Genomic DNA, 21,946 nt, shown 5'->3' on the forward strand with positions numbered 1-21,946 from the left:
TGTGCGCTAGTTTGGAAACTTCACTTAAAAACTAGGGATTGTTTTTCAAGTAATCAATTGCATCTTGTAGGGTTTTAACGGGCACGATTTTCATATCTGTCTTGATTGTTTTGGATGCTTCTAGGGCTGTTTGGTAGTTGTTTTTTGCATCCGGGTGTGCTTTTTGTTCTTCTTCGCTAACAGGATTATCAGGGGCAAAGAAAATAGCGGCACCTGCCCTAGCCGAAGCTACAACTTTTTTATCAATACCTCCAATATCCCCCACATTCCCATCGCGGTCAATGGTACCTGTACCAGCAACAATACGACCATTACGAAGATCTGGGTGAGCTATTTGAGTATAGATAGCTAGACTAAACATGAGACCAGCACTTGGGCCGCCAATACCAGCTGTTGAAAAGCTAATTGGGACATTGCTGATTACCTCTGTACGATCAATCAAGCCGATTCCAATCCCATTTTTTCCATTTTCCAAGGTGATAATCTTTCCTTCTGCAGACTTGGTTTGCCCATCCTCTTCATAGGTGACCTTGACGGAGTCCCCTAATTTTTGAGAACTGACGTAATCAATCAAGTCTTTGGAACTATCAAAGGTCTGATCATTGACTGCTGTGACCGTATCAGAGATATTGAGAATCCCTTTAAAGGTTGAATTATCCGTCACATTCAAAACATAAACGCCAAAGTACTTGAGTTCGATATCCTTACCAGCTGTTTTTAGTCCTTGATACTTGGCCATATTTTGCGATGTTTGCATGTAGAATTGATTGATTCGCATAAATTCAACATCGGAAGAACCACCTGTAGTCTCCTGAGCACTACGAATATCTGTAAAAGGTGTCAACCAAGCATAAATCATATGAGCTAAAGTGGCATGTTGAACACCAACCGTAACGAATTGATAGGCACCAGCTTCCTTATCTTCTGTGTCATTTACTTTAAGGACTTGGCGAATATCTTCCGAACCACCTGGAACCTCTATATAATAAGGCAAGGGCACTACAAATGCCAAGAAAGTCACAATCAAGGCCGCAATGACGTATAAGGGCCATCTAATCTTTTTTTTCATTTCTTATTTCCTCCAAAATACTCTCGGGAACATAGCAGGCAATATCCTGACCAAACTTCAAAAGCTCTCTAACGCCTGATGAACTGATATAGAGATGTTCAGGTCGACTATGTAAATAAATAGTCTCTATATCAGGAGACAGCTGATGGTTGTAGTAATCAAAACTGGCTTCGTATTGCAAATCCGACGCATTTCTCAAGCCTCGCACTAGGCAAGTAGCCCCCAGTCTTTTTGCGACATCGACCACCAATTCATCATGAGAAGACACGACTTTAACATTTCCCAAATGTTTCACAGCCTTTTCTAACCCCCGTTTACGATTTTCGATAGGAAGAAATCCTTGTTTGTGGGGATTAAAAAAAATACCGACATAGAGCTTATCAAAGAGTCTGCTCGCCCGTTCAATCATATCCAGATGCCCATTTGTCATCGGATCAAATGAGCCTGTGAATAAGCCAATCTTATCTGACATAGACTGTCACCTTACTAATTCCATAAATCTTTTCCTTCCAGATACCCAGACAGGCAATCTCTTCTGGAAGTTCAACGGCCTTATCCGTCTCGCACACAACCATAACATCTTCAGAAAAAAGCTCTCTCTCAGCCATTTTTTCAATATCTGCTACGATTTGTTCCTTGGCATAGGGAGGGTCTAAGAAAACGAGGTCAAATTCCCCAGATACCTGTTCCAATGCCCTCTCTGCATCCATCTTGAGGAGTTGAAATTTTCCAACTTCCTTGGTCATCTGGATATTTTCAGCCACGATGGTCTGAGCCTTACGGTCTCGCTCCACCAAAACAGCACTGGACATGCCACGCGATACTGCTTCGATAGATAAACCACCACTACCTGCATAAAGGTCCAAGACTCGTCCCCCTTCAAAGTAGGGACCAATCATGTTAAAAATGGCTCCCCTAACCTTATCCGAAGTAGGTCTTGTTGTCTTGCCTTCTAGTGTCTTGAGGGGACGTCCCCCATAGATTCCTGATACGATTTTCATACTGTTTATTATACCAAATTATAGACAAAAAGAGAAAGAAAACCGAACCTTGCGGTTCGATTCTCTACAAAATATTTTCGTAAGTATCGCGGACTTCTTGAGGCCAAACACTTGTTTGCACTTCTCCGATGTGTCTCTTGCGAAGTAGGAACATGGCCATACGAGATTGTCCAATTCCTCCACCGATTGTCAATGGGAATAGGCCATTCAACAAAGACTTGTGCCATTCCAATTCCAAGCGGTCTTCATCACCTGTAATTTCCACCTGACGTCTAAGAGTTTCTTCATCTACACGAATTCCCATAGAAGACAACTCAAAGGCTCCACCTAAAGACTCATTCCAGACAAGAATATCACCATTTAGACCCTTGTAGCCATTCTCAGACTCGCTTGTCCAGTCATCATAGTCTGGTGCACGTCCATCGTGCGGTTTACCATCTGGCAACTCGCCACCGATACCAATCAAAAAGACGGCTCCAAATTCTTTACAAATCGCATTTTCACGTTCTTTAGGTGTCAAGTCTGGGTAGCGTTCTACCAATTCTTCTGTATGGATAAAGGCGATTTGTTTTGGCAAGATAGACTCGATGTCATAGCGAGCTTCAACAGCTAGCTCAGTCAGGCGAATAGCCTTATAAATCTTCTCAACTGTTTCTTTTAGATAAACGATGTTACGCTTACCATTTGGGATAACCTTCTCCCAGTCCCACTGGTCAACATAAACAGAGTGGGTTGCATCCAAGGAATCCTCATCTGGACGAAGGGCTTTCATGTGGACAAAGAGACCCTCTCCTTCACCAAAGCCAAAACGAGCCAAGGTGTGGCGTTTCCATTTAGCAAGTGAGTGCACCACTTCATAAGTAGCATCAGGGATTTGGAGAACCTTGACCGATACTGGATTTTCCACACCAGACAGGTTGTCCTGCATTCCGTCACCGACCTTACTCAAGATAGGACCTTGAACTTCGACAACTTCTAGCTTATCTTTCAAATACTGGGTAAAAGTGTTTTTGACAAAGGAAATTTCTTCTTGTTGATGGATAAAACTTTTCTTCATAGACAACTCCTCAAAAATTTAATAAACATATTATACACCTATTTCCAAGAAAAGAAAAGAGAAAATTTTAAAAAAATCAGTGTCACTCAAAACACTGATTTCATAGACCTTTTAGTCATTGCGACCAAAGATACGTAGAATACTTAGGAAAAGATTGATAAAATCAAGATAGATGCTGAGAGCCATTGACACCACCCAGCCTGTCGCTACACGACCTTGTGATTGTTCATAGGCGAGGCGAATCTTTTGGTTATCCCAAGCAATCAACCCTGAAAAAACCAAAACCATGGCTACGCTAATCATATAATCAAAGAAACCACTAGACAAGAAAATATTGACTATCATAGCAATAATCAAACCGATCAGAGCCGCCATCATAGCTCGACCAAGACCGCTCAAATCTTTCTTGGTGAAGATACCAACTGCAGCCATGACAAAGAAGAGAAGGGAGCTCGATACAAAGGCAGATAAAACTGTACCCGGAGTATAGAAGGCTACCACAAAACTAAGGGTAAAACCGTTTAAAACAGAGTATAGCAAAAATACTGGAAGAGCAGCTGGACTATTTCTTGAAGCCATGCTACTGGCAACGAAAACCAAGGCCAATTCTGCAAAGGTTGCAATGGTCAACCAGAGACGCCCCTGCATCAAAAAGTAAACCAACTGAGACTGAAAGACCGTCAACATAAGGCCTGATACCAAAGCAGATAGTCCGATTCCCAGACCAACAAAGGCATATACCTTAGCGTAAAATTGATTGAGACCTACACGGTCATGTATAATAGTGTGATTCATCTTTTCTCCTTTTCTATGAACATCTTTCCTTGATTATAACAAAAAAAGTTAAAATTAGCTTAAATGGAAAATCAAAATACCAGCTGCAATGGCAACATTCAAACTCTCCGCCTGCCCCTTCATGCTAATATGGACCAACTGGTCTGCACTTTCAGCCATAAGGGGACTAATTCCTTGGCCCTCATTTCCCATGACTAGTACAAAATTTTCTATAGGAGGCAGTTCTCTGTAATCAACAGAATCTTTAGATAGGGTTGTAGCTAGCACAGGGATAGCTGCCTCTTTGGTTTCCTTAAGGAGCGCTTGGCTAGTCATCCGGTAAATAGGCAGATGAAAATGACTGCCTTGCATGGAACGTAAGGTCTTGAGACTGTAGATATCTGCCGATTTATCTGAAACAATCACTCCTGTAAAGCCTGCTGCATCCGCAGTTCGAATGATGGTTCCTACATTACCAGGATCTTGCACATCTTCCAAAAACAAGAACTTGCCCTGACTAAAGTCAGCTTGTCCTACTTCTTCTTTTTGAACCACCGCAACGATTCCCTGTGGAGTCTGAGAATCCGCCAAATCTAGTAAAATATCCTCTGACACCCAGATAGTTTGCGGAAAAGCAGCTAACTGATTTCGGTAACTTTCTAGGGCAAAGATTTTCTCAATCGTCACTCCAGCTTGGACAGCTTCTTCAAACAAGTGCCAGCCTTCAATCAAATAGGCAGACTTGCGGTATTTTTTTTGGTGTAATTTCTTAGCATTTTTTACCACAGAATTGGCTTTTGAGGTTATAATAGTCATAGAAATATTATAACACAATCAAAGGGGTTTGGTATGCAAAAGGTTAGAATGATTGCCCAAGGTAGGGTGCAGGGAGTCGGCTTTCGTTGGGGTGTTTATAGCCTGGCCCTTGAAATCGGTGGCATCACAGGTCGGGTATGGAATAACGACGATGGCACAGTGGAAATCTTAGCCCAAGCAGACTCATCTGCTATCATGGCAAAATTTATCCAAGAAATCCGAAAAGGACCGACACCTTTTTCAAAAGTAAGCTACTTAGATGTCAAACTAAGCAACTTTCCTCCCTACTCTGACTTTAAAATCGCAAATTAGGTCTCCAGAACTATTGTATATTTTGTAAAAAAACAGTAGAATAGAAAGGTATAATTTTTAAAGAAGGAATAAAAACAGTGAAATCTATTAAACGTTTTGCATTCTCGGCTATGGGAGTGGCTATGTTGCTTGTCTTAACTGGCTGTGTCAATGTCGATAAAACCACAGGTCAGCCGACAGGATTTATTTGGAATACGATCGGAGCGCCTATGGCTGAAGCTATCAAGTACTTCGCTACTGATCAAGGTCTAGGCTTTGGTGTCGCTATCATCATCGTAACCATTATCGTGCGCTTGATTATCTTGCCACTTGGTATCTACCAATCATGGAAGGCAACGCTTCACTCTGAAAAGATGAATGCCCTCAAGCACGTCCTTGAGCCACATCAAACTCGTCTCAAGGAAGCGACTACTCAAGAAGAAAAACTCGAAGCCCAACAAGCTCTCTTTGCTGCTCAAAAAGAGCACGGCATCAGCATGTTTGGTGGTGTAGGATGTTTCCCTCTCCTCCTTCAAATGCCTTTCTTCTCAGCTATCTACTTTGCTGCCCAACATACTGAAGGTGTTGCTCAAGCAAGCTACCTAGGAATTCCTCTAGGTTCTCCAAGTATGATTTTGGTTGCCTTCGCTGGTGTCCTTTACTATCTTCAATCGCTCCTTTCACTTCACGGAGTAGAAGATGAAATGCAAAGAGAACAAATCAAGAAAATGATTTACATGAGCCCACTCATGATCGTCGTCTTCTCCCTCTTCTCACCAGCTAGTGTCACACTTTACTGGGTTGTCGGTGGTTTCATGATGATTCTCCAACAGTTTATCGTCAACTATATCGTTCGTCCAAAACTTCGCAAAAAAGTCCGTGAAGAACTAGCTAAGAATCCACCAAAAGCACGTGCTTTCTCTACACCAAGTGGACGAAAAGACGTTACCCCTGAACAACCAACTGCTATCACAAGCAAGAAAAAACACAAAAATCGCAACGCTGGAAAACAACGTTCGAGATAAGAAGAAAAAGGCTTAGCTGATTTGCTAAGTCTTTTTGCAAGTCAAAAGCCCGATGTTTCCATCAGGCTTCTTTTCTATCCATGTACACGTTTCGTATAGTCTTGGTAACTTTCGGTATCCATGAGTTGTTTAGCGTTCTTAACGCGGTCTGCTGTTGGTGGTTTAACCCCTTCGAGGGAATAGGGAATTCCCAATTCACGCCATTTAAACTCACCCATGGTGTGATAAGGCAGAATTTCAAACTTATCCACATTTTTAAGAGTCTTGACGAACTTACCAAGTTCAATCAAGTCATCGTCTCTGTCTGTCAATCCTGGAACTAGCACGTGGCGAATCCAGACAGGTTTTCCAATATCTGATAGATACTGGGCACAGGCCAAGATATTTTTATTGGTTTGGCTAGTAACAATCTTGTGCTGTTCTTCGTTGATTTCCTTGATATCTAAGAGAACCAAGTCAGTGACAGCCATGAGTTTGTCAAACTTTTCAAGGTAACGTGGTTTATTACGGAAAGGAAGGGCACAGGTGTCCAAGGTACAGTGGATTCCTTGTTCCTTAGCCTTGGTGAAAAGGGCAATCAGGAAATCAATCTGCAAGAGTGCTTCTCCTCCGCTGACTGTAATCCCGCCCTTATTTCCCCAGAAACCACGGTAGCGCAAGGCTTCTGTCAAGACATCATCTACCGTCCGTTCACGTGATTTATTGGACTCCATAGCCCAAGTATCTGGGTTATGGCAATACTGGCAACGCATGTGACAGCCCTGTAAAAAGACAATAAAGCGAATACCAGGGCCATCTACCGCCCCAAAACTTTCTGTCGAATGCACCATTCCTGTCACTTGTCCATAATCAATTGTTTCTTCAGACATATCGTTACCTTCCTTGAAAACGTTTTATAGTTTTATTATATCACGACTTGAAGGAAAAACAAGATTTTTACCTATTTTTTAGAAAGCAATCTGTTTTTCAATTTCATTTTCAATCTATTCTCAGATTATTCTTCAAAATCAAAACCATACAAGGTTGCAAAATAGTCTTCAGGGCGCTCTGCACGGCGGATTTGACGGGCTTTGCCTTCTTCAGTATAAAGGATTTCCGCAGAACGAAGTTTGGCATTGTACTGGTAGCCCATTGAAAAACCGTGGGCACCTGTATCATGAATGACCAGCAAATCACCGATTTCTGTATAAGGCAGTTCGCGATTGACTGCAAATTTATCATTGTTTTCACAGAGTGAACCAACCACATCTACCACTTCAACTGATCCATCTGGATGAGTCATGTTGCTAATATGGTGATAGGCTCCGTACATAGCTGGACGCATGAGGTTGACTGCTGATGCATCCACACCTAGATAGGTACGGTAGGTTTTCTTCTTATGAGTGACTCTTGTGACTAAAGCACCGTGAGGTGCCAGCATAAAACGACCCAATTCGGTGAAAATCTTGACCTGACCAAGACCTGCTGGAGTAAGAACCTCTTCATACACCTTACGAACTCCCTCACCAATCAAGGCGATATCATTTGGCTCCTGCTCAGGACGATAGTTGACTCCAATACCCCCGGAAAGATTGATAAAGTCTAGTGAAATACCCAGTTTTTCCTTGATTTCAACAGCCAATTCAAAAAGCTGACGCGCCAACTCTGGATAATAGAGATGGGTGACAGTATTGGATGCTAGAAAGGAGTGAATCCCAAAAGTCTTGGCTCCTTTTTCCTTCAAGATGGCAAAGGATTCAAAGAGTTGATCCTTGGTCATACCAAACTTAGCCTCCCCAGGATTATCCATAATGTCTGTCCCCAGTTCAAAAACGCCTCCAGGATTATAACGACATGAGATGATTTCTGGAATGCCTGCTGCTCGCTCCAAATGTTCAATATCTTCAAAGGCATCCAAGTTAATGATCGCACCTAATTCACGCGCATAGGCATATTCCTTATCTGGCGTATTGTTTGAAGAGAACATAATCTCAGAACCAGGGAAATCCAGTTTATGGCTCATCAAAAGCTCTACATAACTAGAGCAGTCCACACCACAGCCTTCCTCTTGGAGAATTTTCAAAATAGCTGGGGTTGGAGTAGCCTTAACTGCAAAATATTCCTTAAAGCCCTTGTTCCACGAAAAGGCTTGGTTGACGGCTCTTGCCTTCTCACGAATTCCCTTCTCATCATATAAGTGAAAGGGAGTTGGGAACTCGGCTACAATCGCTTCTAAGTCTTCTTTATTAATAAATGGTGTTTTCATAAGTTTCCTTCTATTCTATTTGCAAAGAAAGGCTGGGACAACCGTTCCAACCTTTATCCTTTATTCTTCTGTGTCAAAAATATTACCAATCTCAACATCGATGGCTTGGTTCTTGACATCAATATTGGTTACCTTCAAGAGTGACTTGTAGTCAAACTGCTTTTCACGTTCTTCTTGGGCATTGTCCGCAAAGACCGCTACACCTGCCAATTCTGAGTCGAATTCGCGCAAGAGACTAATCATCCCATTGACAGTTCCGCCGCCTTTCAAGAAATCATCCACAATCAAGACACGGCTACCTGCCTTGAGACTCCGTTTTGAAAGGAACATTTTCTCGATACGGTCACCACTTGAACCGGATACATAGTTGACGCTAACCGTTGAACCTTCGGTAATTTTCAGGTCACGGCGCACAATGACAAAAGGGACATTGAGGACATTGGCAACTGCATTTGCAAGTGGCACACCCTTGGTTGCTACTGTCATAACCGCGTCAATTTTTTGATCCATAAAGCTCTTGGCAATAATGCGACCAATATTTTTCAAGATGGCTGGTGTGCTAAGTAAATCAGACAGGTAGATGTAGCCACCTGGCAAGATACGGTCACTTTCTGACAACTTGGCACGCAAGTCTTCAACCATTTCCTTAGCATCATGGTTTGAGATTGATGGTGTAAAGATAACACCTCCGCCAGCCCCAGTCACAGTCTGGAGGTGACCGATTTCGATTTCCTCAAAGGCGCGTTTGATAATGACGATATCTTCTGAGATGGATGATTTAGCAGATTCATACTTTTCAGCAAAAGTATTGAGACTAGTTAGTTTATAAGGATGATTAATCAAATAGTTGGAAATGACAACCATCCGATCACTTCTTCTTAATTTCATTTCTATTTCCTATTCCATTTTTATTCAAAAAATCAAAAAGCAAACTAGAAAGCTGGTCACTGGTGGTTCAAAACACTGTTTTGAGATTGTCGATAGAACTGACAAAGTCTGTAATATACCTGCATATATACATACGACAAGGCGATACTACCCTAGTTTGAAGAGATTTTCGAAGAGTATTCATTTTTGTCTTTTACTTATTATACCATATTCACAGAAAAAAACGAACATTCTTATTCTAAAAAATGTTCATTTTTCTTAAATTATAAATCTAAACCTGGTTTATAGAAGGAACGATTGTCCATAGCGAAGATTTTATTGGTCATCTCTCCTTTATCCACCAAAGCCAGAGCTGTTGACATCATCATCATGCTGGCATCCAGATTGTCAATCATATGAATAATCTCTGCTTCCATAATGCGTGGACGGACTGGGCTTCCATACTCAAGTAAGCCGTGGTGACTGAGGATGACGTGACGAAGCAAAACGACTTCTTCCTTGGTATCATCGATGCCGAGCTCCATAACCGTCTTGGTAATTTCGCTATCAATGAGAGCGATATGTCCAAGAAGATTGCCTCGCACTGTATACTCAGTCTGTTCTGGTCCCGTCAACTCGATAACTTTGGCCAAGTCATGCAGCATAATTCCCGCATAGAGCAGGCTCTTATTGAGCCGAGGATAAATATTGCTAATGGCATCTGCCAAGCGCACCATGGTCGCCGTATGATAGGCCAAGCCTGTTTCAAAGGCATGGTGGTTGGTCTTGGCTGCTGGATAGGAGTAGAATTCCTTATCATACTTGGTGTAGAGATTTCGGACAATCCGTTGCCAGACAGGATTTTCAATTTTGAAAATCATTTGCGACATGTAGTCACGAATTTCCTTGATATCAACCGGTGGCTTGACCTTGAAATCAGCTGGGTCATTGGGTTCACCAGCTTGCGGCAGGCGGAGAGTGATTTGATTGACCTGTGGAGTGTTGTTATAAACTTCTCGGCGCCCTTTCATGTAGACAACCCTACCTGCGGTAAAGGCCTCAATGTTATGAGGTTGGGCATCCCAGAGCTTCCCCTCAATCTCGCCACTATCATCTTGGAAGGTAAAGGCTAGGTAGTTTTTCCCAGCTCGAGTTTGCCTCAGGTCAGCTGATTTGATTAAGTAAAAACCTTCAAACAGCTCATCTTTTTTCATGTGACTAATCTTCATATTCTTCCTCATTTTCTTGGAAATGGAGTAGATCAAGCGCAGGCTCACCTTCTGACAACTCAATGTGACGGAGCGTCCGCTCGATAGCTGTGGTACGACGGTTTAATAATTCATCAATATTGCCAGAGGCATGTTGGAGATGTTTTTGTGCCTTTACCAGAATACCACCAAACTTGCCAAACTCGGTCTTGACGCTGGCAAGAGTCTTACTGATATGGTCGGCACTCTTTTGGATATTGAGAGTTTTGAATCCAACTGATAGGGAGTTAAGAAGGGCTGATAGGGTACTTGGACCTGCAACAATAATCTGTTCTTCCCGTCTCAAATCATCAAAGAAGATAGGATTGCGGACGATTTCTGAGTAGAGACCTTCTGTCGGAACAAACAAGACTCCAAAATTGGTCGTCCGAGGCGGTGCTATGTACTTGCTCTTGATATCCTTGGCAAAGCGCTTGACGCTTGCTAAAAGCGATTTACGACAGCGTTCAATCTCGTCCCTATCACCTGCTTCATAGGCTTCTTCCAAGCGGTAATAATCAGCCAAAGGAAACTTGGAGTCAATCGGTAGGTATACATATTCCTGATCACCCTGTCCAGGTAACTTAATGGCATACTCCACTCGTTCACTGGAGTTTTCAACCGTTGCATATTCTCGTTCATACTGGGCAGGGGTCATGATGTCTTCGATGATTTGCCCCAGTTGCAATTCTCCCAGAATCCCTCTCGTCTTGGTTCCAGAGAGAACCTTGTTGAGGGCGCCGACATCACGGGCAACTGTCTGCATTGCTCCAAGGCCACGATTGACAGACTCCAGTTGTTTGGAAACTGTCTCAAAGGAGGCCTGTAAGCGTGTCTGCAAGGTCTTTTCTAACTTTTCCTCGACTGTCTGGCGCATTTGTTCCAAACGTTGCTCATTTGATTCCTGCAAGGCTTGGAGACGTTGGTCGGTCTTGTCTCTGGTTTGGAGGAGATTATCTGTCATTTCTTGACGGACCTGAGTCAGACCTTGGTACAATTCGATTCGCACTTCTTGCAAACGGTCGCTGACAGCTACTTCCAAGTCTTTTTGATCTAACTGCCTGGCTTGTCTGGCTTGTTCAAAACGGTAATCCAACTGGTCTGACAAGTGATCTGCCTGATCCTCCAAGCTCTTGCTGAGATGTTTTTCCTGCTTATCTTGTCTTTGCCAAATCAGAAAGAGGCCAGCTAGGTTGGCAATCAATAATAGAACAAGTAAACTTTCCATCCTACCTCCTGTCCTTACTATGCAGCACGACCACATAGCCATCTGGGCAAGTCACCGAAACTTCCCTATCTATATATTCGTTAGAAGCGTACACTTTTTTAAAGAAAAAATTTTCCTCTGTCAACTCATACTTGGCACCAATAATAGTCAGCTGGCTATCCCGAACTGGCATAAAGGCTAGGTAGTCATAGTCTGAACGAGGTTCTAGCTGACTGGTTCCTTCTGGACAATAGGAAATCAAGTTTTGTCCATCTTCAATCGCTATCTGGCGCATATAGGGCGCCAACTTGGGATTACTAGGCAGAAAGACATTAGCCAGCATATGGTCAATACGACCACCCAAAGCACCGAAAATAGTGACCTGAGCCTGAGGATTTTGCTCAAAGATAGTCAAGAGAGCCAATTCCAAATCAGTATCATCTTTTTCTGGTCGGGCTTGGACAAAATGCTGGGCACGTTTTTGAATCACCTGTCGCTCTTCTTCCGTCACAGAATCAAAATCTCCGACTGCTAGAGTAAGAGGAAGGTTTTCTTCCAAGACCCAGAGCGAGCCCCGATCCACACCAACAAAACCATCAAAGTCCGTCCGATAATGACCACGGTCTCCGCCTGCAAAAACGGCAACCCTAGTCCAGTTGTTTTCTGAGAGTTTGTACTCGCTCATTGACATCTCCCTTAAAGACATAGGAACCTGCTACAAAAACGGTCGCACCAGCTTCTTTGGCTTGAGCAATCGTTTTATCATCAATCCCACCATCCACTTCGATTTCAAAGTTCAAATCTTTTTCCTTACGAAGTGCAACCAACTCACGGACCTTATCCATGGTCTCTGGTAGAAAGGCTTGCCCACCAAAGCCTGGGTTAACTGTCATGACTAAGACTTGGTCAACTAGGTGAAGGACGTGCTTAATGGCCTCGACAGGCGTACCAGGATTAATGACAACCGAAGGTTTGACACCTAGTAAGCGAATTTTTTGGAGGGCCCCATGAATATGAGGCGTTGCTTCCACATGGATGCTGATGATATCCGCACCTGCACGCGCAAAGTCTTCCAGATGATGTTCAGGATTAGCTATCATCAAGTGGCAGTCAAAGACCATCTTACTATGAGGACGAAGGCTCTCGACCACACCTGCACCAAAACTGATTTGTGGCACAAAATGACCATCCATGATATCGATATGGGCATACTCTGCCCCAGTTGCTTCTAGGCGCTTGATTTCACGTTCAAAGTTGGCATAATCTGCTGCCAGAATTGACGGAGCAATCTTGTATTGAGACATAGGTTTCTCCTTATTTTGGAATTTTTTTGCTGACTTTTTTATAGGTTTCTCTACGATTTTCAATTTCACTAAGGAATTGCAGGTAATTGTCAAAACGGAAGGTTGCAATAACACCCTCTTCAACTGCTGGTTTCACTGCACAAGACGGCTCATGGGTATGGGTACAAGTGCGGAATTTGCAGTCTCGACTAACAGTAGCAATCTCTGGGAAAGCCTGATTGAGGTCTTCAGCCCTTGTTACTTCATAATCCAGTGATGAAAAGCCTGGTGTATCTGCGATTTTACCCCCATTAAGATTGTAAAAACTAACTGCTCGAGTAGTGTGGCGCCCGCGACCCAGACTGTCTGAAATTTCTCCTGTTTCAAGATTGAGGTCTGGTGCGATTTTATTGAGAAGGGTTGACTTACCAACACCTGTCTGCCCCATAAAGACTGTAATCTTATCTGTTAACAAAGGCAGGAGTTCCTCTTTACTGGTCACAAAGTCATAGCCGATGTCACCATAAGTCTGTTTATAAAAATCCAGTTCTCCCCCATCTTCCAACAAATCCATTTTGGAAATATAGACGATGGGATGGATGCCCTTGTGTTCCAAAAGAACCAAGAAACGATCCAGCAAATTGCTGTTAAAATCAGGTTCCTTGACGGACATGATTACTACAGCTTGATCGATATTGACAATAGGCGGACGAACCAGACTGTTTTTCCGTTCGTGAATTTTGAGGATATAGCCTTCTGAATTTTCCTCGGCAGAGAAATCTACCCAGTCCCCAACATAAGGGGTATGGCCTTTTTTACGGAAATTCCCACGCGCGCGTGTTTGATAAACCTGGCCATCACTCTCCACATAGTAGAAACCTGCCAAGGCTTTAATGATTTGTCCCTGCATCTTAGAGCCCTTGCCCTTTAAGTGCATCTGCTAGACTGGCAAACTCTTCCAAGCTGAGAGCTTCCCCACGCACACTTGGTGACAAGCCTGCTTGATCCAAAGCCTTGGTCAGCTTGTCCTTGACTTCCTCAGTCTTGCCAAAGTAACCTGTCAGGTTATTCCATAAGGTCTTGCGGCGATGGGTGAAACTAGCCTTGGAAACCTTAAAGAAGAAGTTCTCATCTTCTACTTCTACAGCTGGCTCTGGACGGCGCACCATTTTCAAAATAGCAGAGTCCACGTTTGGCGCTGGCACAAATACCGTACGAGGCACGATAAAGGCAACCTTGGCTGTCATGTAATACTGCACCGCAATCGACAAGCTACCATAAGCCTTGGTATTTGGTTGAGCGGAGATGCGATCCGCCACTTCTTTTTGCATCATGACGACAAACTCACTAAAAGGAATGCCACTCTCAATCAAGTGCATGAGAATAGGCGTCGTGATGTAGTAGGGCAAATTAGCCACTACCTTGATTGGCAAGTCAGGATTTTTAAAATTCTGGATATATTTCGCCAAATCGACCTTGAGAATGTCCTCGTTGACCACGGTCACATTATCAAAATCACGCAGAGTATCTGCCAAAATTGGCACTAAACGATGATCAATCTCAAAGGCCATAACTTGAGCCGCACGCTCAGCCAGAAACTCCGTCAAGGCACCAATACCTGGCCCGATTTCGATGACATTGACCTGGTCATCAATCTCAGCCGTATCCACAATCTTTTGAAGGATATTGGTATCCGTCAGGAAATTTTGCCCAAAGGACTTTTTAAAGGTAAAACCGTGACGCTCCAGCACTGCCTTGGTCACGCTATAATCTGCAATTCTCATCTATTCTCTTTTCTATTATCTGTTACTACTATTGTAACACATTCCCCTTGTATTTTGGGGGTGAAAATCATACCAAAAAACTATCTTTCCTCGTGAAGAAAGATAGTCTTGAAAATCTTTAAAAGGGGACTTAGCGGTTCTCTCGAAACATACGTTCAAAAAAATCAGCTTCTTGATAACTTCGATTTTCAGGTAGGGTCAAATCTACATCCTCCTCCACGTCGTCCACTGTCAGTTCAACCGTTTGAGGTAAATTTTTCAAACGATAATGCTTTTGCCTTTGCCCTTCAATGCTAGCAAAATCAAGCAAATAGCCATTCACTCGGATTTGAACTAAAAGGAGATGATTGGTCATATTTTCCATGATGAGGATGTCTTCTAAACCACCTCTGGCACTCGGATAATCAGATACCCTGCGAATACGGATTTTTTCACACATGAGCAAGCTCCCTCATATCAATGATTTCATCGGCCTTATTCCAGACTAGGGGATTATGGGTCGCAATGATGATCATTCGATTTTCATCTTTCAAGCCCACCAAGAGATTCATAACCTCCTCTGAATTTTCAGGATCAAGAGCTGCTGTTGGTTCATCTGCCAAAATCAAGGGTGGATTTTTCAAAATAGTCTTCGCAAGGGCAACTCGCTGAGCCTCTCCCCCAGATAAAGTATAGATTTTTTGTTCTAGATCCAAATATCCTAGATTAACTTTTTCTAAAGCCTCCACTTGCCTTTCCAAACGTTCTACTTTTGAGATTTTCTGACCGACAAAGCCCAAATCCAAATTCTCTTTGATTGATTGGTTTTCTAAGAGGCCAAAATTTTGAAAGAGATAGCCCATCTGGTCTCGAAAATACTCACGAGTGGGAATGGTTTTTAAATCTTTCCCCTGATAGAGAACCCTTCCACCATCTATCTTTTCTAACTTTCCTAAGATGTTCAGCAGCGTCGTCTTTCCGCTTCCACTCTTTCCGATTAAGGCATAGACCTTGCCCTTCTCCAGCTTGAGATTTAAACCAGAGAAAATCGCGCGGTCATTAAACTTCTTTTCCAATCCTTGAATATCAATCATCTTATTTTCCTTTCAATACTGCCATGCTACCAGCTTCTTCTTTTTTGTCCTGCCTTACTAAAATCAAGAGGGAGTTAAGCGTAAACAAAGCTACAACTAGAGCGCTGATCAAACCATCTCCTGTCAAAATACTAGATAGAACCAGGCCAAGCAAGAGAACTCCTCCTTGCGCCAGCAAGTACTTGCCATGAAGTTCATAAATTGTCATACCAGAAAGACGTTTAATCATAAGCTCCCGTCTGAACTGCTCAAAATAGAGAAGATTCATGGAATCAAATAACAAGATAGCCGTAGACAGGGTCAAAATCGTCCCAATAAGGAGAGAGTAAAACTCCACCCGTTTGTCATTTAGTACCTTGGCAAAAAATAGCTGGCTTTTTACCAAGTAAGAGACCTTGTGATACAGACCTTGCTCTTTTAGAGCTGTGATGCTGTCTCCATATCGATCTAGTTTCAAGGCACTATTAGCCGTAGTTCCCCACAACATCCCTGCAACAGGTCTTGTTCCAGTCGCTTGCGGCGTTAGAACTACAATAATCGGATCTTTTAGGTACTGACGTGTCGTCTTGTACCCATCGTTATAGAGGAAGCGTTCCTGTCCTGTTTCTGTAAAATCTAGCCTTAGCTGTGGGAGGTAGTGTTTCTGACTCGTCACTTCTACACTTTCAGATGAAAATCTTTGCAGGTAATCTGTAAATAATCCTTGATAGTAGGCAGACTGCTCTCGCAAGCTCTCAGGCAAGATCAGCCCAAACTCTCCCTCAGACAAGTTTTGCATCTTGTCCATAAACTCTGAAGAAACGGTAATCTTTTCTTCTATCAGATAGCGCGGTGAGACATAGATAACATTCCCTGACGGTGTGTAGTCACTGAGACGATTGCCATCTAGGTCCACTTCTGCTCCATCTGAGAAATTGTCAACATTGCTCATGATATAAAAAGAGTCTGTATTGGCTAACCGTTCTTCAGTAAATGTCTGCCACTCACGATTATCCTTACGCATTCCTTCTTCATCGGCAAATGCACTAGACCAACCAAAGGATAGACGGTAACGGTCTGAGGACTGGCTCCATTTATCGCTAGCTCTCTCCATCTCCTGCATTTCACGGTAATGGGGTAGGAGAGTAGTCGCACTCGATCCGACAACCAATACAGCTAAGAGTTGCCCCATCATCATCAATGTCATCATACGTTTGAGAGGGAGTTTCCCTTTCAATAAATCCACCAGACTATTTTCCTGTAAACCAAGTAGATACACGACACTTAGTAAGGTAGAAATCCCGGCCAGGATCAATCCATAAAATAGAAGAGCAATGATGACCAGTTGCACAGTTGCCATAAACAAGGCACCTTGATACCAGAGAATCCCCAAGCCCAAAAGACTGGATAGCAGCACTGAGCAGATAAGCTGTCTCACATCTTCTAACACTGGTCTGAGAGCCACCCCAAACAAGCTCTCACCAGCGATTAAGCGAATCCCTGCCTGACGAAGAGACTTGATCCGATAAATCAGGGTCAGACTCATAAAAGTCAGCAGAAAAATAGCTAGACTCAGTAGCCCCATTGGGGTAGCAGACAAGAGGACGACCATCGAAAATGCCTCTGTTCTATTCGAGACAACACCATTATAACCAAGTTCTTGCAGGGCGGTCTGTAAGCTCACTCCATCCAAACTTCCTGATACAATCAAGTAAGACCCTAATAAATCACTCGTTTCTGCACTCTCCTTGGAGGAAATGGTCAAACCTTCTGGAAGCTCTCCCTGACCATAAGTGGCATAGGTAAAGCGTGTTTCTCCAGCTTCATTTGGCTCAACAATCCGACGAGCGATGAGACTATTGTGCTCTACCGCCAAGTGACTCAAAGCCTCTGTCAGTTTTTCTCGATCAGCTACTGATTGGTCTAGCCCAGTACCCATCACATCAACAGAGGGATAGTTACCAAATAAAATCTCTTCTCGATGATCAACGGAATTTATCACCATATAAAGCGATACTAATACCATTGAAATCAAAATAAATAAACGTTTCATCATTTCCTCCAAAAAGTTACTTGGTCACCTGCTAGAGAGATGACCAAGCAAAGCATTGTTATCAACTCACCCAGAAATGTTTTTACTTTCTCGTGTATAATTTTTAATAATCATAATAAAAGCTTACTTGCTCGCCCCACGCAGTACGAATCCAAGCTCGAGATGTTCCTCCTGCATCAGCATATCCCTTATCAGATGAACTATTCCATCTGCTAGAAACTGTTGAACTATGGTATTTTGAGGGGTGATAGTAGTTTGAGTAAGCACCTCCGTTAGCCGAACCATACGTCCAGACACCACCACCTGGATACTTAACCGCGGCCGATACTACTGCTACTCCTCCACCTAATGTTGCTACAAGACTCGCTACAAGGGCTAATTTTTTAACTGTTTGTTTCATATTGATACTCCTCTATTTTTTATTATATCATAAATATTTATTATATATTGTCTATTTTCTATTCAAGTAAAACTAAGTCATGGATCATAGACCTTTTCAAAGCAACACCTCATTACATTCTCCTTTCTATCCGTGCCACCAATCTCCAAAACTAAAATATGTTAAAAACATGATAAAACCAAACATATCACACCTCCTTATTTCTATGTCATCTATTATAAAACTTATATCAATAAACTCCAAGGACACCAATGTCCTTAAAATCTAACTATTTCATATTATTTTTAGCTTATATCTAAAAAAACAGTTCTAAAGACGAACTTTAGAACTATTTTGATGCGAGAACAGGGACATTTTTGTCACTGATTCACTATGTTTATAAATATTTTTTGACATCCTCTTGCCATTCCTCTGTCAATTTCTTTACTAGAAATTCATCTCCAATTAGCTGCGCAAATGTTTTAGAAGACTGATAAAATGATTCAGCTAAACTAAAATCTCTTTCTTCTCTTAATGCTTGCTTCCACAAAAACATAAATACAAGAGGTTTCTTTTGATAATCTTGAGTTTTATCCATAATTTCTTGTAAACACGATAGATAATCATTAAAACAATCAGTTACCCCTACCTTTTCAAGACAACACATTCCTGAAATAAGAGTATCTCTAATTATAAAGTAATTCTCTATTTGAGTTATCTTCTTCTGTCCCAAAAGCAAGAACATTAGCTTTTCGATTTGATTTATAAATTTGGCAAGATCTTTTCTAATGAGCATTTGATAAAAAAACAAACGAACCAACAACATATCATTTATTGAATAAGCTTCTTTTTCTATAATCTGAGGAATATGTTCCTCAAGTATTAACTCTGCATATTCAGGCCTTCTAGTTCTAGAAGTATCCAAACACGCCTGCAATACTTCACATGCTAATTGTTCTTCTTTAGGAAGATTATCAAAGTATGTTTTATAAATCTCTTCCAAACACGCTTCTTTCTTATCATACTCCTCTTCTTTACCATAAATTGGTTCACGTAAAATCTGGTATTTCAATTCTAAATAAGCAGGAGGAAGAGCTGAAAAATCCGGCATAAGGCTATAAGCTGGAACTCCTAGCCGGCGAGCAATATAGTCTAACTTGGGCAAACTCGGTTGCGAAGCTCCACTTTCAATTCGCGACAGTTGACGAACTGTCAGTTCTTGCTCATCTCCACAGAAATCTGGACGACTAATTCCTTTTTCTATCCGAATCTCTTTAATTTTTTGACCAATTAACATCAGACACCTCCTCTTCTACCTGCTTCGAAAAATACTGTGAAACTTAAAAAATTGTAACGGCTACATCTTTCCTACTCATAAGATTTCATAGCTTCTTCCACTTCTGCCAAAGTAACCCCAAATAACTCTAGGCGTTTGAGGAGTTGCTTGCCGTTGGAATAACCGATTCGGAGAGCCTCTCCCAGATACTCTCTGCGTCTACGACTGTCTGCTCCCGCTAAGAAACCTAGGCGAATCAAGTCGCTACGACTGATGTCAAACTGACTCTCATGTTCAAATTGTTCTGTCACCTGAGCTAGAGCCGTTTTCAGGTCTTCATAGCTGGCATGTTCTATTCCCAAAGAACGCCCCTTGGTTTTGGACTTAGGAACAGCTTCATCTCGTTTGAGAAAGGCATGCTGAACTGTTGGAATGGCCGTCATAATCATGCGACGAATCCGCTCCCCATTAAAATCTGGGTCTGTAAAGACAATGACTCCATGACGTTGGTGTAGACGCTGAATCCGCTCTATATCCTGATCATTGATGGCAGAACCTCGCGTCTCATAGGTCTCTACATCGAAGTAACGTTTGAGATTGACCGTATCATCGCGACCTTCAACCACGATGACTTGGGAAATTTTCTCTTTCATTACTTGCTGTCCAATCCAAAAATGCGTTCTGCATTTGCAGTCGTTGCCGCCGCTAACTCTTCTGCCGTCATCCCACGCAAGGCAGCAATAAAGTCCACCACATAGCGAGTATAGGCTGTTTTGTTTTCGCGACCACGTTTAGGAACAGGAGCCAAGTAAGGCGCATCCGTCTCCACCAAAAGCTTATCCAAAGGTAACTCTTTAGCTGCTTCTTGGATGTCAGTTGCCTTCTTAAAAGTCACCACTCCTGAGAAGGAAATGGTCATACCAAGCTCGACAAACTTCTCTGCCCACTCAAGCGTCCCTGAAAATGAATGCATGATACCACCTCGAGAGCCAACTCCCTCGCTCTTGATAATCTCATAGGTATCTTCCAGCGCATCACGGGTATGGACAACAAAAGGCAAATCCAAGTCCTTAGATAGCTGAATCTGACGGCGAAAAACCTGCTCCTGCACCTCTTTGGGCGCTGTCATCCAATGATAATCCAAACCAATTTCACCTAAAGCCACAACCTTGGGATGCTTGAGCTTGTCAAGCAAGTAAGCCTCGACTTCCTCCGTGTAAGTCCCTGCTTCTGTAGGATGCCAACCGATAGTCGCATAGAGCTGGTCATACTCATCTACCAACTCCAAGGCACGCTCAATCGTCGGTTGATCAAAACCAACAATATTCATCTGTGTCACACCCATCTCAGCAGCCAAGGCAATTTCTTCTGCCTCACGACCTGCAAATTCTTCTACATTCAAGTGTGTATGTGTATCAAAAATCATCTCTTCTAACCTCGTTTTCTATCTTCTATTATACCAAAAAAGAGGAGGGGTACCCAATTTTTCGGTTTCCCTCCTCTCTTTAATAGAGCTATTCTGCTAGCTTTTCTACTCGATATTACCCATCTCCTGTCCCACAGTTAGAGACAGAAGAGACTGGTTACATTGATAGAATATCCCTTTTCAGCTAAAGTGTGCGATTATCTTGGGTTCTCACTTTTCTCACCCATCACTAGGATTGATGATTTCTCCAAATCCCCCTTATAATCTAACTTTAAGTAGAGAATAGAATTTTCTAGCTATCCTATTTTCTACGTCTAGCCTTTCTTCCTAGCAAAGCAAAACCACTTGTTGCCACCACTAGACCAAGACTAGCAAGTGCTGCACTTGATGCTGAACCTGCGTTAGGTAGTTGTTTGCCAGCAGGCACTTTAACAGTTGATTTTTCATCAGTAACTATGTACTACTCTAGATTCAATCTATTATATAAGAATGTTGAGTTACTGGCTCATCCTTCCATTATCTCTTATATTACAAAATACTCCATAATCTCCAGTAGCATAAATCTGGCTAGAGATTATGGAGTTATTTTCAGCCTTAATATCCTATCAAAAAATAATATTAAGATTCATTCAGTTAGATTTAGTTTACCAATTCACCATTAGCATTGACTCTATAGCCGTTTACTGTTGTATTGACTGCAAGCATACCTGATTCATCTACATAGTACCATTTCCCACTAACTTGGAACCATTGGCTAACTTTCATATCGCCATTACTATTGAGGTAGTACCATGAACCATTGTATAGCAACCATCCTGTGGCCATTGAACCATTACTATTGAGGTAGTACCATGAACCATTGTCTAGTAACCATCCTGTGGCCATTGAACCATTACTATTGAGGTAGTACCATGAACCATTGTCTAGCAACCATCCTGTGGCCATTGAACCATCAGTATTGTAGAAGTACCACATTCCATTTTCTTTTTTCCAACCTCTCGTCATAGAACTATTACTGTTGAGGTAGTAGAATGAAGAGTTGCCGAATAAGAAACCTGTACCCATTGAACCGCCTGCTGGTTCCGCTGGTTGAG

Annotated in this window: 24 protein-coding genes and 2 pseudogenes; 2 read left to right on the forward strand and 24 right to left on the reverse strand. The window is 42.3% G+C overall.

The window, feature by feature from the left end; genetic code table 11:
- Positions 1-31 precede the first annotated feature (31 nt).
- The 6 genes from HT715_RS07925 to HT715_RS07950 form a co-directional block, all read right to left on the reverse strand.
- A complete protein-coding gene (locus tag HT715_RS07925; RefSeq protein WP_007284885.1) occupies positions 32-1,069 on the reverse strand; it encodes a SepM family pheromone-processing serine protease in 1,038 nt (345 codons plus the stop codon).
- On the reverse strand, positions 1,053-1,541 hold the full coding sequence (coaD, locus tag HT715_RS07930) for a pantetheine-phosphate adenylyltransferase (RefSeq protein WP_001280764.1): 489 nt from the start codon (positions 1,539-1,541) through the stop codon (positions 1,053-1,055). The genes HT715_RS07925 and coaD overlap by 17 nt, the downstream gene beginning before the upstream one ends.
- Positions 1,531-2,070, reverse strand: a complete 540-nt coding sequence (rsmD, locus tag HT715_RS07935) for a 16S rRNA (guanine(966)-N(2))-methyltransferase RsmD (RefSeq protein ID WP_000706960.1) — start codon at positions 2,068-2,070, stop codon at positions 1,531-1,533. The genes coaD and rsmD overlap by 11 nt, the downstream gene beginning before the upstream one ends.
- A 64-nt stretch (positions 2,071-2,134) precedes the next feature.
- Positions 2,135-3,127, reverse strand: coding sequence for an aspartate--ammonia ligase (gene asnA, locus HT715_RS07940; RefSeq protein ID WP_172922890.1), 993 nt, complete (start codon positions 3,125-3,127; stop codon positions 2,135-2,137).
- 111 nt (positions 3,128-3,238) lie between these two features.
- On the reverse strand, positions 3,239-3,922 hold the full coding sequence (locus HT715_RS07945) for a Bax inhibitor-1/YccA family protein (protein WP_001016920.1): 684 nt from the start codon (positions 3,920-3,922) through the stop codon (positions 3,239-3,241).
- Between the two features lie 54 nt (positions 3,923-3,976).
- A complete protein-coding gene (locus HT715_RS07950) occupies positions 3,977-4,717 on the reverse strand; it encodes an RNA methyltransferase (protein ID WP_050107537.1) in 741 nt (246 codons plus the stop codon).
- A 33-nt stretch (positions 4,718-4,750) separates the two neighbouring features.
- On the opposite strand from HT715_RS07950, the gene HT715_RS07955 reads away from it, so the two are divergent.
- Both HT715_RS07955 and yidC read left to right on the forward strand, forming a co-directional pair.
- Positions 4,751-5,029 (forward strand): acylphosphatase, encoded by a 279-nt coding sequence (locus tag HT715_RS07955; protein ID WP_001174613.1) that lies wholly within the window; start codon positions 4,751-4,753, stop codon positions 5,027-5,029.
- 77 nt (positions 5,030-5,106) lie between these two features.
- Positions 5,107-6,033, forward strand: coding sequence for a membrane protein insertase YidC (gene yidC / locus HT715_RS07960; protein WP_000835946.1), 927 nt, complete (start codon positions 5,107-5,109; stop codon positions 6,031-6,033).
- Positions 6,034-6,107: 74 nt separating this feature from the next.
- On the opposite strand, the gene pflA is transcribed toward yidC, so the two are convergent.
- From pflA to HT715_RS08050, 18 genes and pseudogenes are all read right to left on the reverse strand, one after another.
- Entirely contained in the window at positions 6,108-6,902 is a 795-nt protein-coding gene (gene pflA / locus HT715_RS07965) for a pyruvate formate-lyase-activating protein (RefSeq protein WP_001288274.1), read from the reverse strand.
- Between the two features lie 125 nt (positions 6,903-7,027).
- Complete coding sequence (locus HT715_RS07970; RefSeq protein WP_023936717.1) at positions 7,028-8,278, reverse strand: diaminopimelate decarboxylase; 1,251 nt, start codon at positions 8,276-8,278, stop codon at positions 7,028-7,030.
- Positions 8,279-8,338: 60 nt separating this feature from the next.
- Positions 8,339-9,166, reverse strand: a complete 828-nt coding sequence (gene purR / locus HT715_RS07975; protein WP_000776875.1) for a pur operon repressor — start codon at positions 9,164-9,166, stop codon at positions 8,339-8,341.
- 263 nt (positions 9,167-9,429) lie between these two features.
- On the reverse strand, positions 9,430-10,374 hold the full coding sequence (locus HT715_RS07980) for a 3'-5' exoribonuclease YhaM family protein (RefSeq protein WP_000703190.1): 945 nt from the start codon (positions 10,372-10,374) through the stop codon (positions 9,430-9,432).
- The gene (locus tag HT715_RS07985; RefSeq protein ID WP_171039231.1) at positions 10,364-11,620 is read right to left on the reverse strand and encodes a DNA recombination protein RmuC; all 1,257 of its coding nucleotides are present in this window, start codon (positions 11,618-11,620) and stop codon (positions 10,364-10,366) included. Before HT715_RS07985 ends, HT715_RS07980 begins: the two co-directional genes overlap by 11 nt.
- Position 11,621: 1 nt before the next feature.
- Positions 11,622-12,284 (reverse strand): thiamine diphosphokinase, encoded by a 663-nt coding sequence (locus HT715_RS07990; protein ID WP_172922891.1) that lies wholly within the window; start codon positions 12,282-12,284, stop codon positions 11,622-11,624.
- Positions 12,247-12,903 (reverse strand): ribulose-phosphate 3-epimerase, encoded by a 657-nt coding sequence (gene rpe, locus HT715_RS07995; RefSeq protein ID WP_172922892.1) that lies wholly within the window; start codon positions 12,901-12,903, stop codon positions 12,247-12,249. The genes HT715_RS07990 and rpe overlap by 38 nt, the downstream gene beginning before the upstream one ends.
- Before the next feature lie 10 nt (positions 12,904-12,913).
- Positions 12,914-13,792 carry a ribosome small subunit-dependent GTPase A gene (gene rsgA / locus HT715_RS08000; RefSeq protein ID WP_172922897.1) on the reverse strand — a complete coding sequence of 293 codons (879 nt, stop codon included), beginning with the start codon at positions 13,790-13,792 and terminating at the stop codon, positions 12,914-12,916.
- Position 13,793: 1 nt separating this feature from the next.
- Positions 13,794-14,666: a 16S rRNA (adenine(1518)-N(6)/adenine(1519)-N(6))-dimethyltransferase RsmA gene (gene rsmA / locus HT715_RS08005; RefSeq protein WP_172922893.1), complete on the reverse strand. Its 873-nt coding sequence runs from the start codon at positions 14,664-14,666 to the stop codon at positions 13,794-13,796.
- A gap of 130 nt (positions 14,667-14,796) precedes the next feature.
- Positions 14,797-15,105: a hypothetical protein gene (locus HT715_RS08010; RefSeq protein WP_000333264.1), complete on the reverse strand. Its 309-nt coding sequence runs from the start codon at positions 15,103-15,105 to the stop codon at positions 14,797-14,799.
- A complete protein-coding gene (locus HT715_RS08015) occupies positions 15,098-15,739 on the reverse strand; it encodes an ABC transporter ATP-binding protein (RefSeq protein WP_000565529.1) in 642 nt (213 codons plus the stop codon). The genes HT715_RS08010 and HT715_RS08015 overlap by 8 nt, the downstream gene beginning before the upstream one ends.
- 1 nt (position 15,740) lies before the next feature.
- A complete protein-coding gene (locus HT715_RS08020; protein ID WP_172922894.1) occupies positions 15,741-17,771 on the reverse strand; it encodes a bacteriocin-associated integral membrane family protein in 2,031 nt (676 codons plus the stop codon).
- A 103-nt stretch (positions 17,772-17,874) separates the two neighbouring features.
- Positions 17,875-18,171, reverse strand: a complete 297-nt coding sequence (locus tag HT715_RS08025; RefSeq protein WP_000815399.1) for a lactococcin 972 family bacteriocin — start codon at positions 18,169-18,171, stop codon at positions 17,875-17,877.
- Between the two features lie 376 nt (positions 18,172-18,547).
- Positions 18,548-19,447, reverse strand: a complete 900-nt coding sequence (locus HT715_RS08030; protein WP_172922895.1) for an XRE family transcriptional regulator — start codon at positions 19,445-19,447, stop codon at positions 18,548-18,550.
- 71 nt (positions 19,448-19,518) lie between these two features.
- A complete protein-coding gene (gene rnmV, locus HT715_RS08035) occupies positions 19,519-20,079 on the reverse strand; it encodes a ribonuclease M5 (protein WP_100104496.1) in 561 nt (186 codons plus the stop codon).
- Positions 20,079-20,852, reverse strand: coding sequence for a TatD family hydrolase (locus HT715_RS08040; protein WP_054393098.1), 774 nt, complete (start codon positions 20,850-20,852; stop codon positions 20,079-20,081). The genes rnmV and HT715_RS08040 overlap by 1 nt, the downstream gene beginning before the upstream one ends.
- Positions 20,853-21,153: 301 nt before the next feature.
- Positions 21,154-21,288 (reverse strand): annotated as a pseudogene (locus tag HT715_RS08045) (LPXTG cell wall anchor domain-containing protein); the annotation flags it as partial.
- Between the two features lie 203 nt (positions 21,289-21,491).
- Positions 21,492-21,946: pseudogene (locus tag HT715_RS08050) on the reverse strand (N-acetylmuramoyl-L-alanine amidase family protein); the annotation flags it as partial.

Source organism: Streptococcus sp. 4155 (genome assembly GCF_013276695.1).
In the GTDB taxonomy this organism is placed as follows: Bacteria; Bacillota; Bacilli; order Lactobacillales; family Streptococcaceae; genus Streptococcus; species Streptococcus pseudopneumoniae.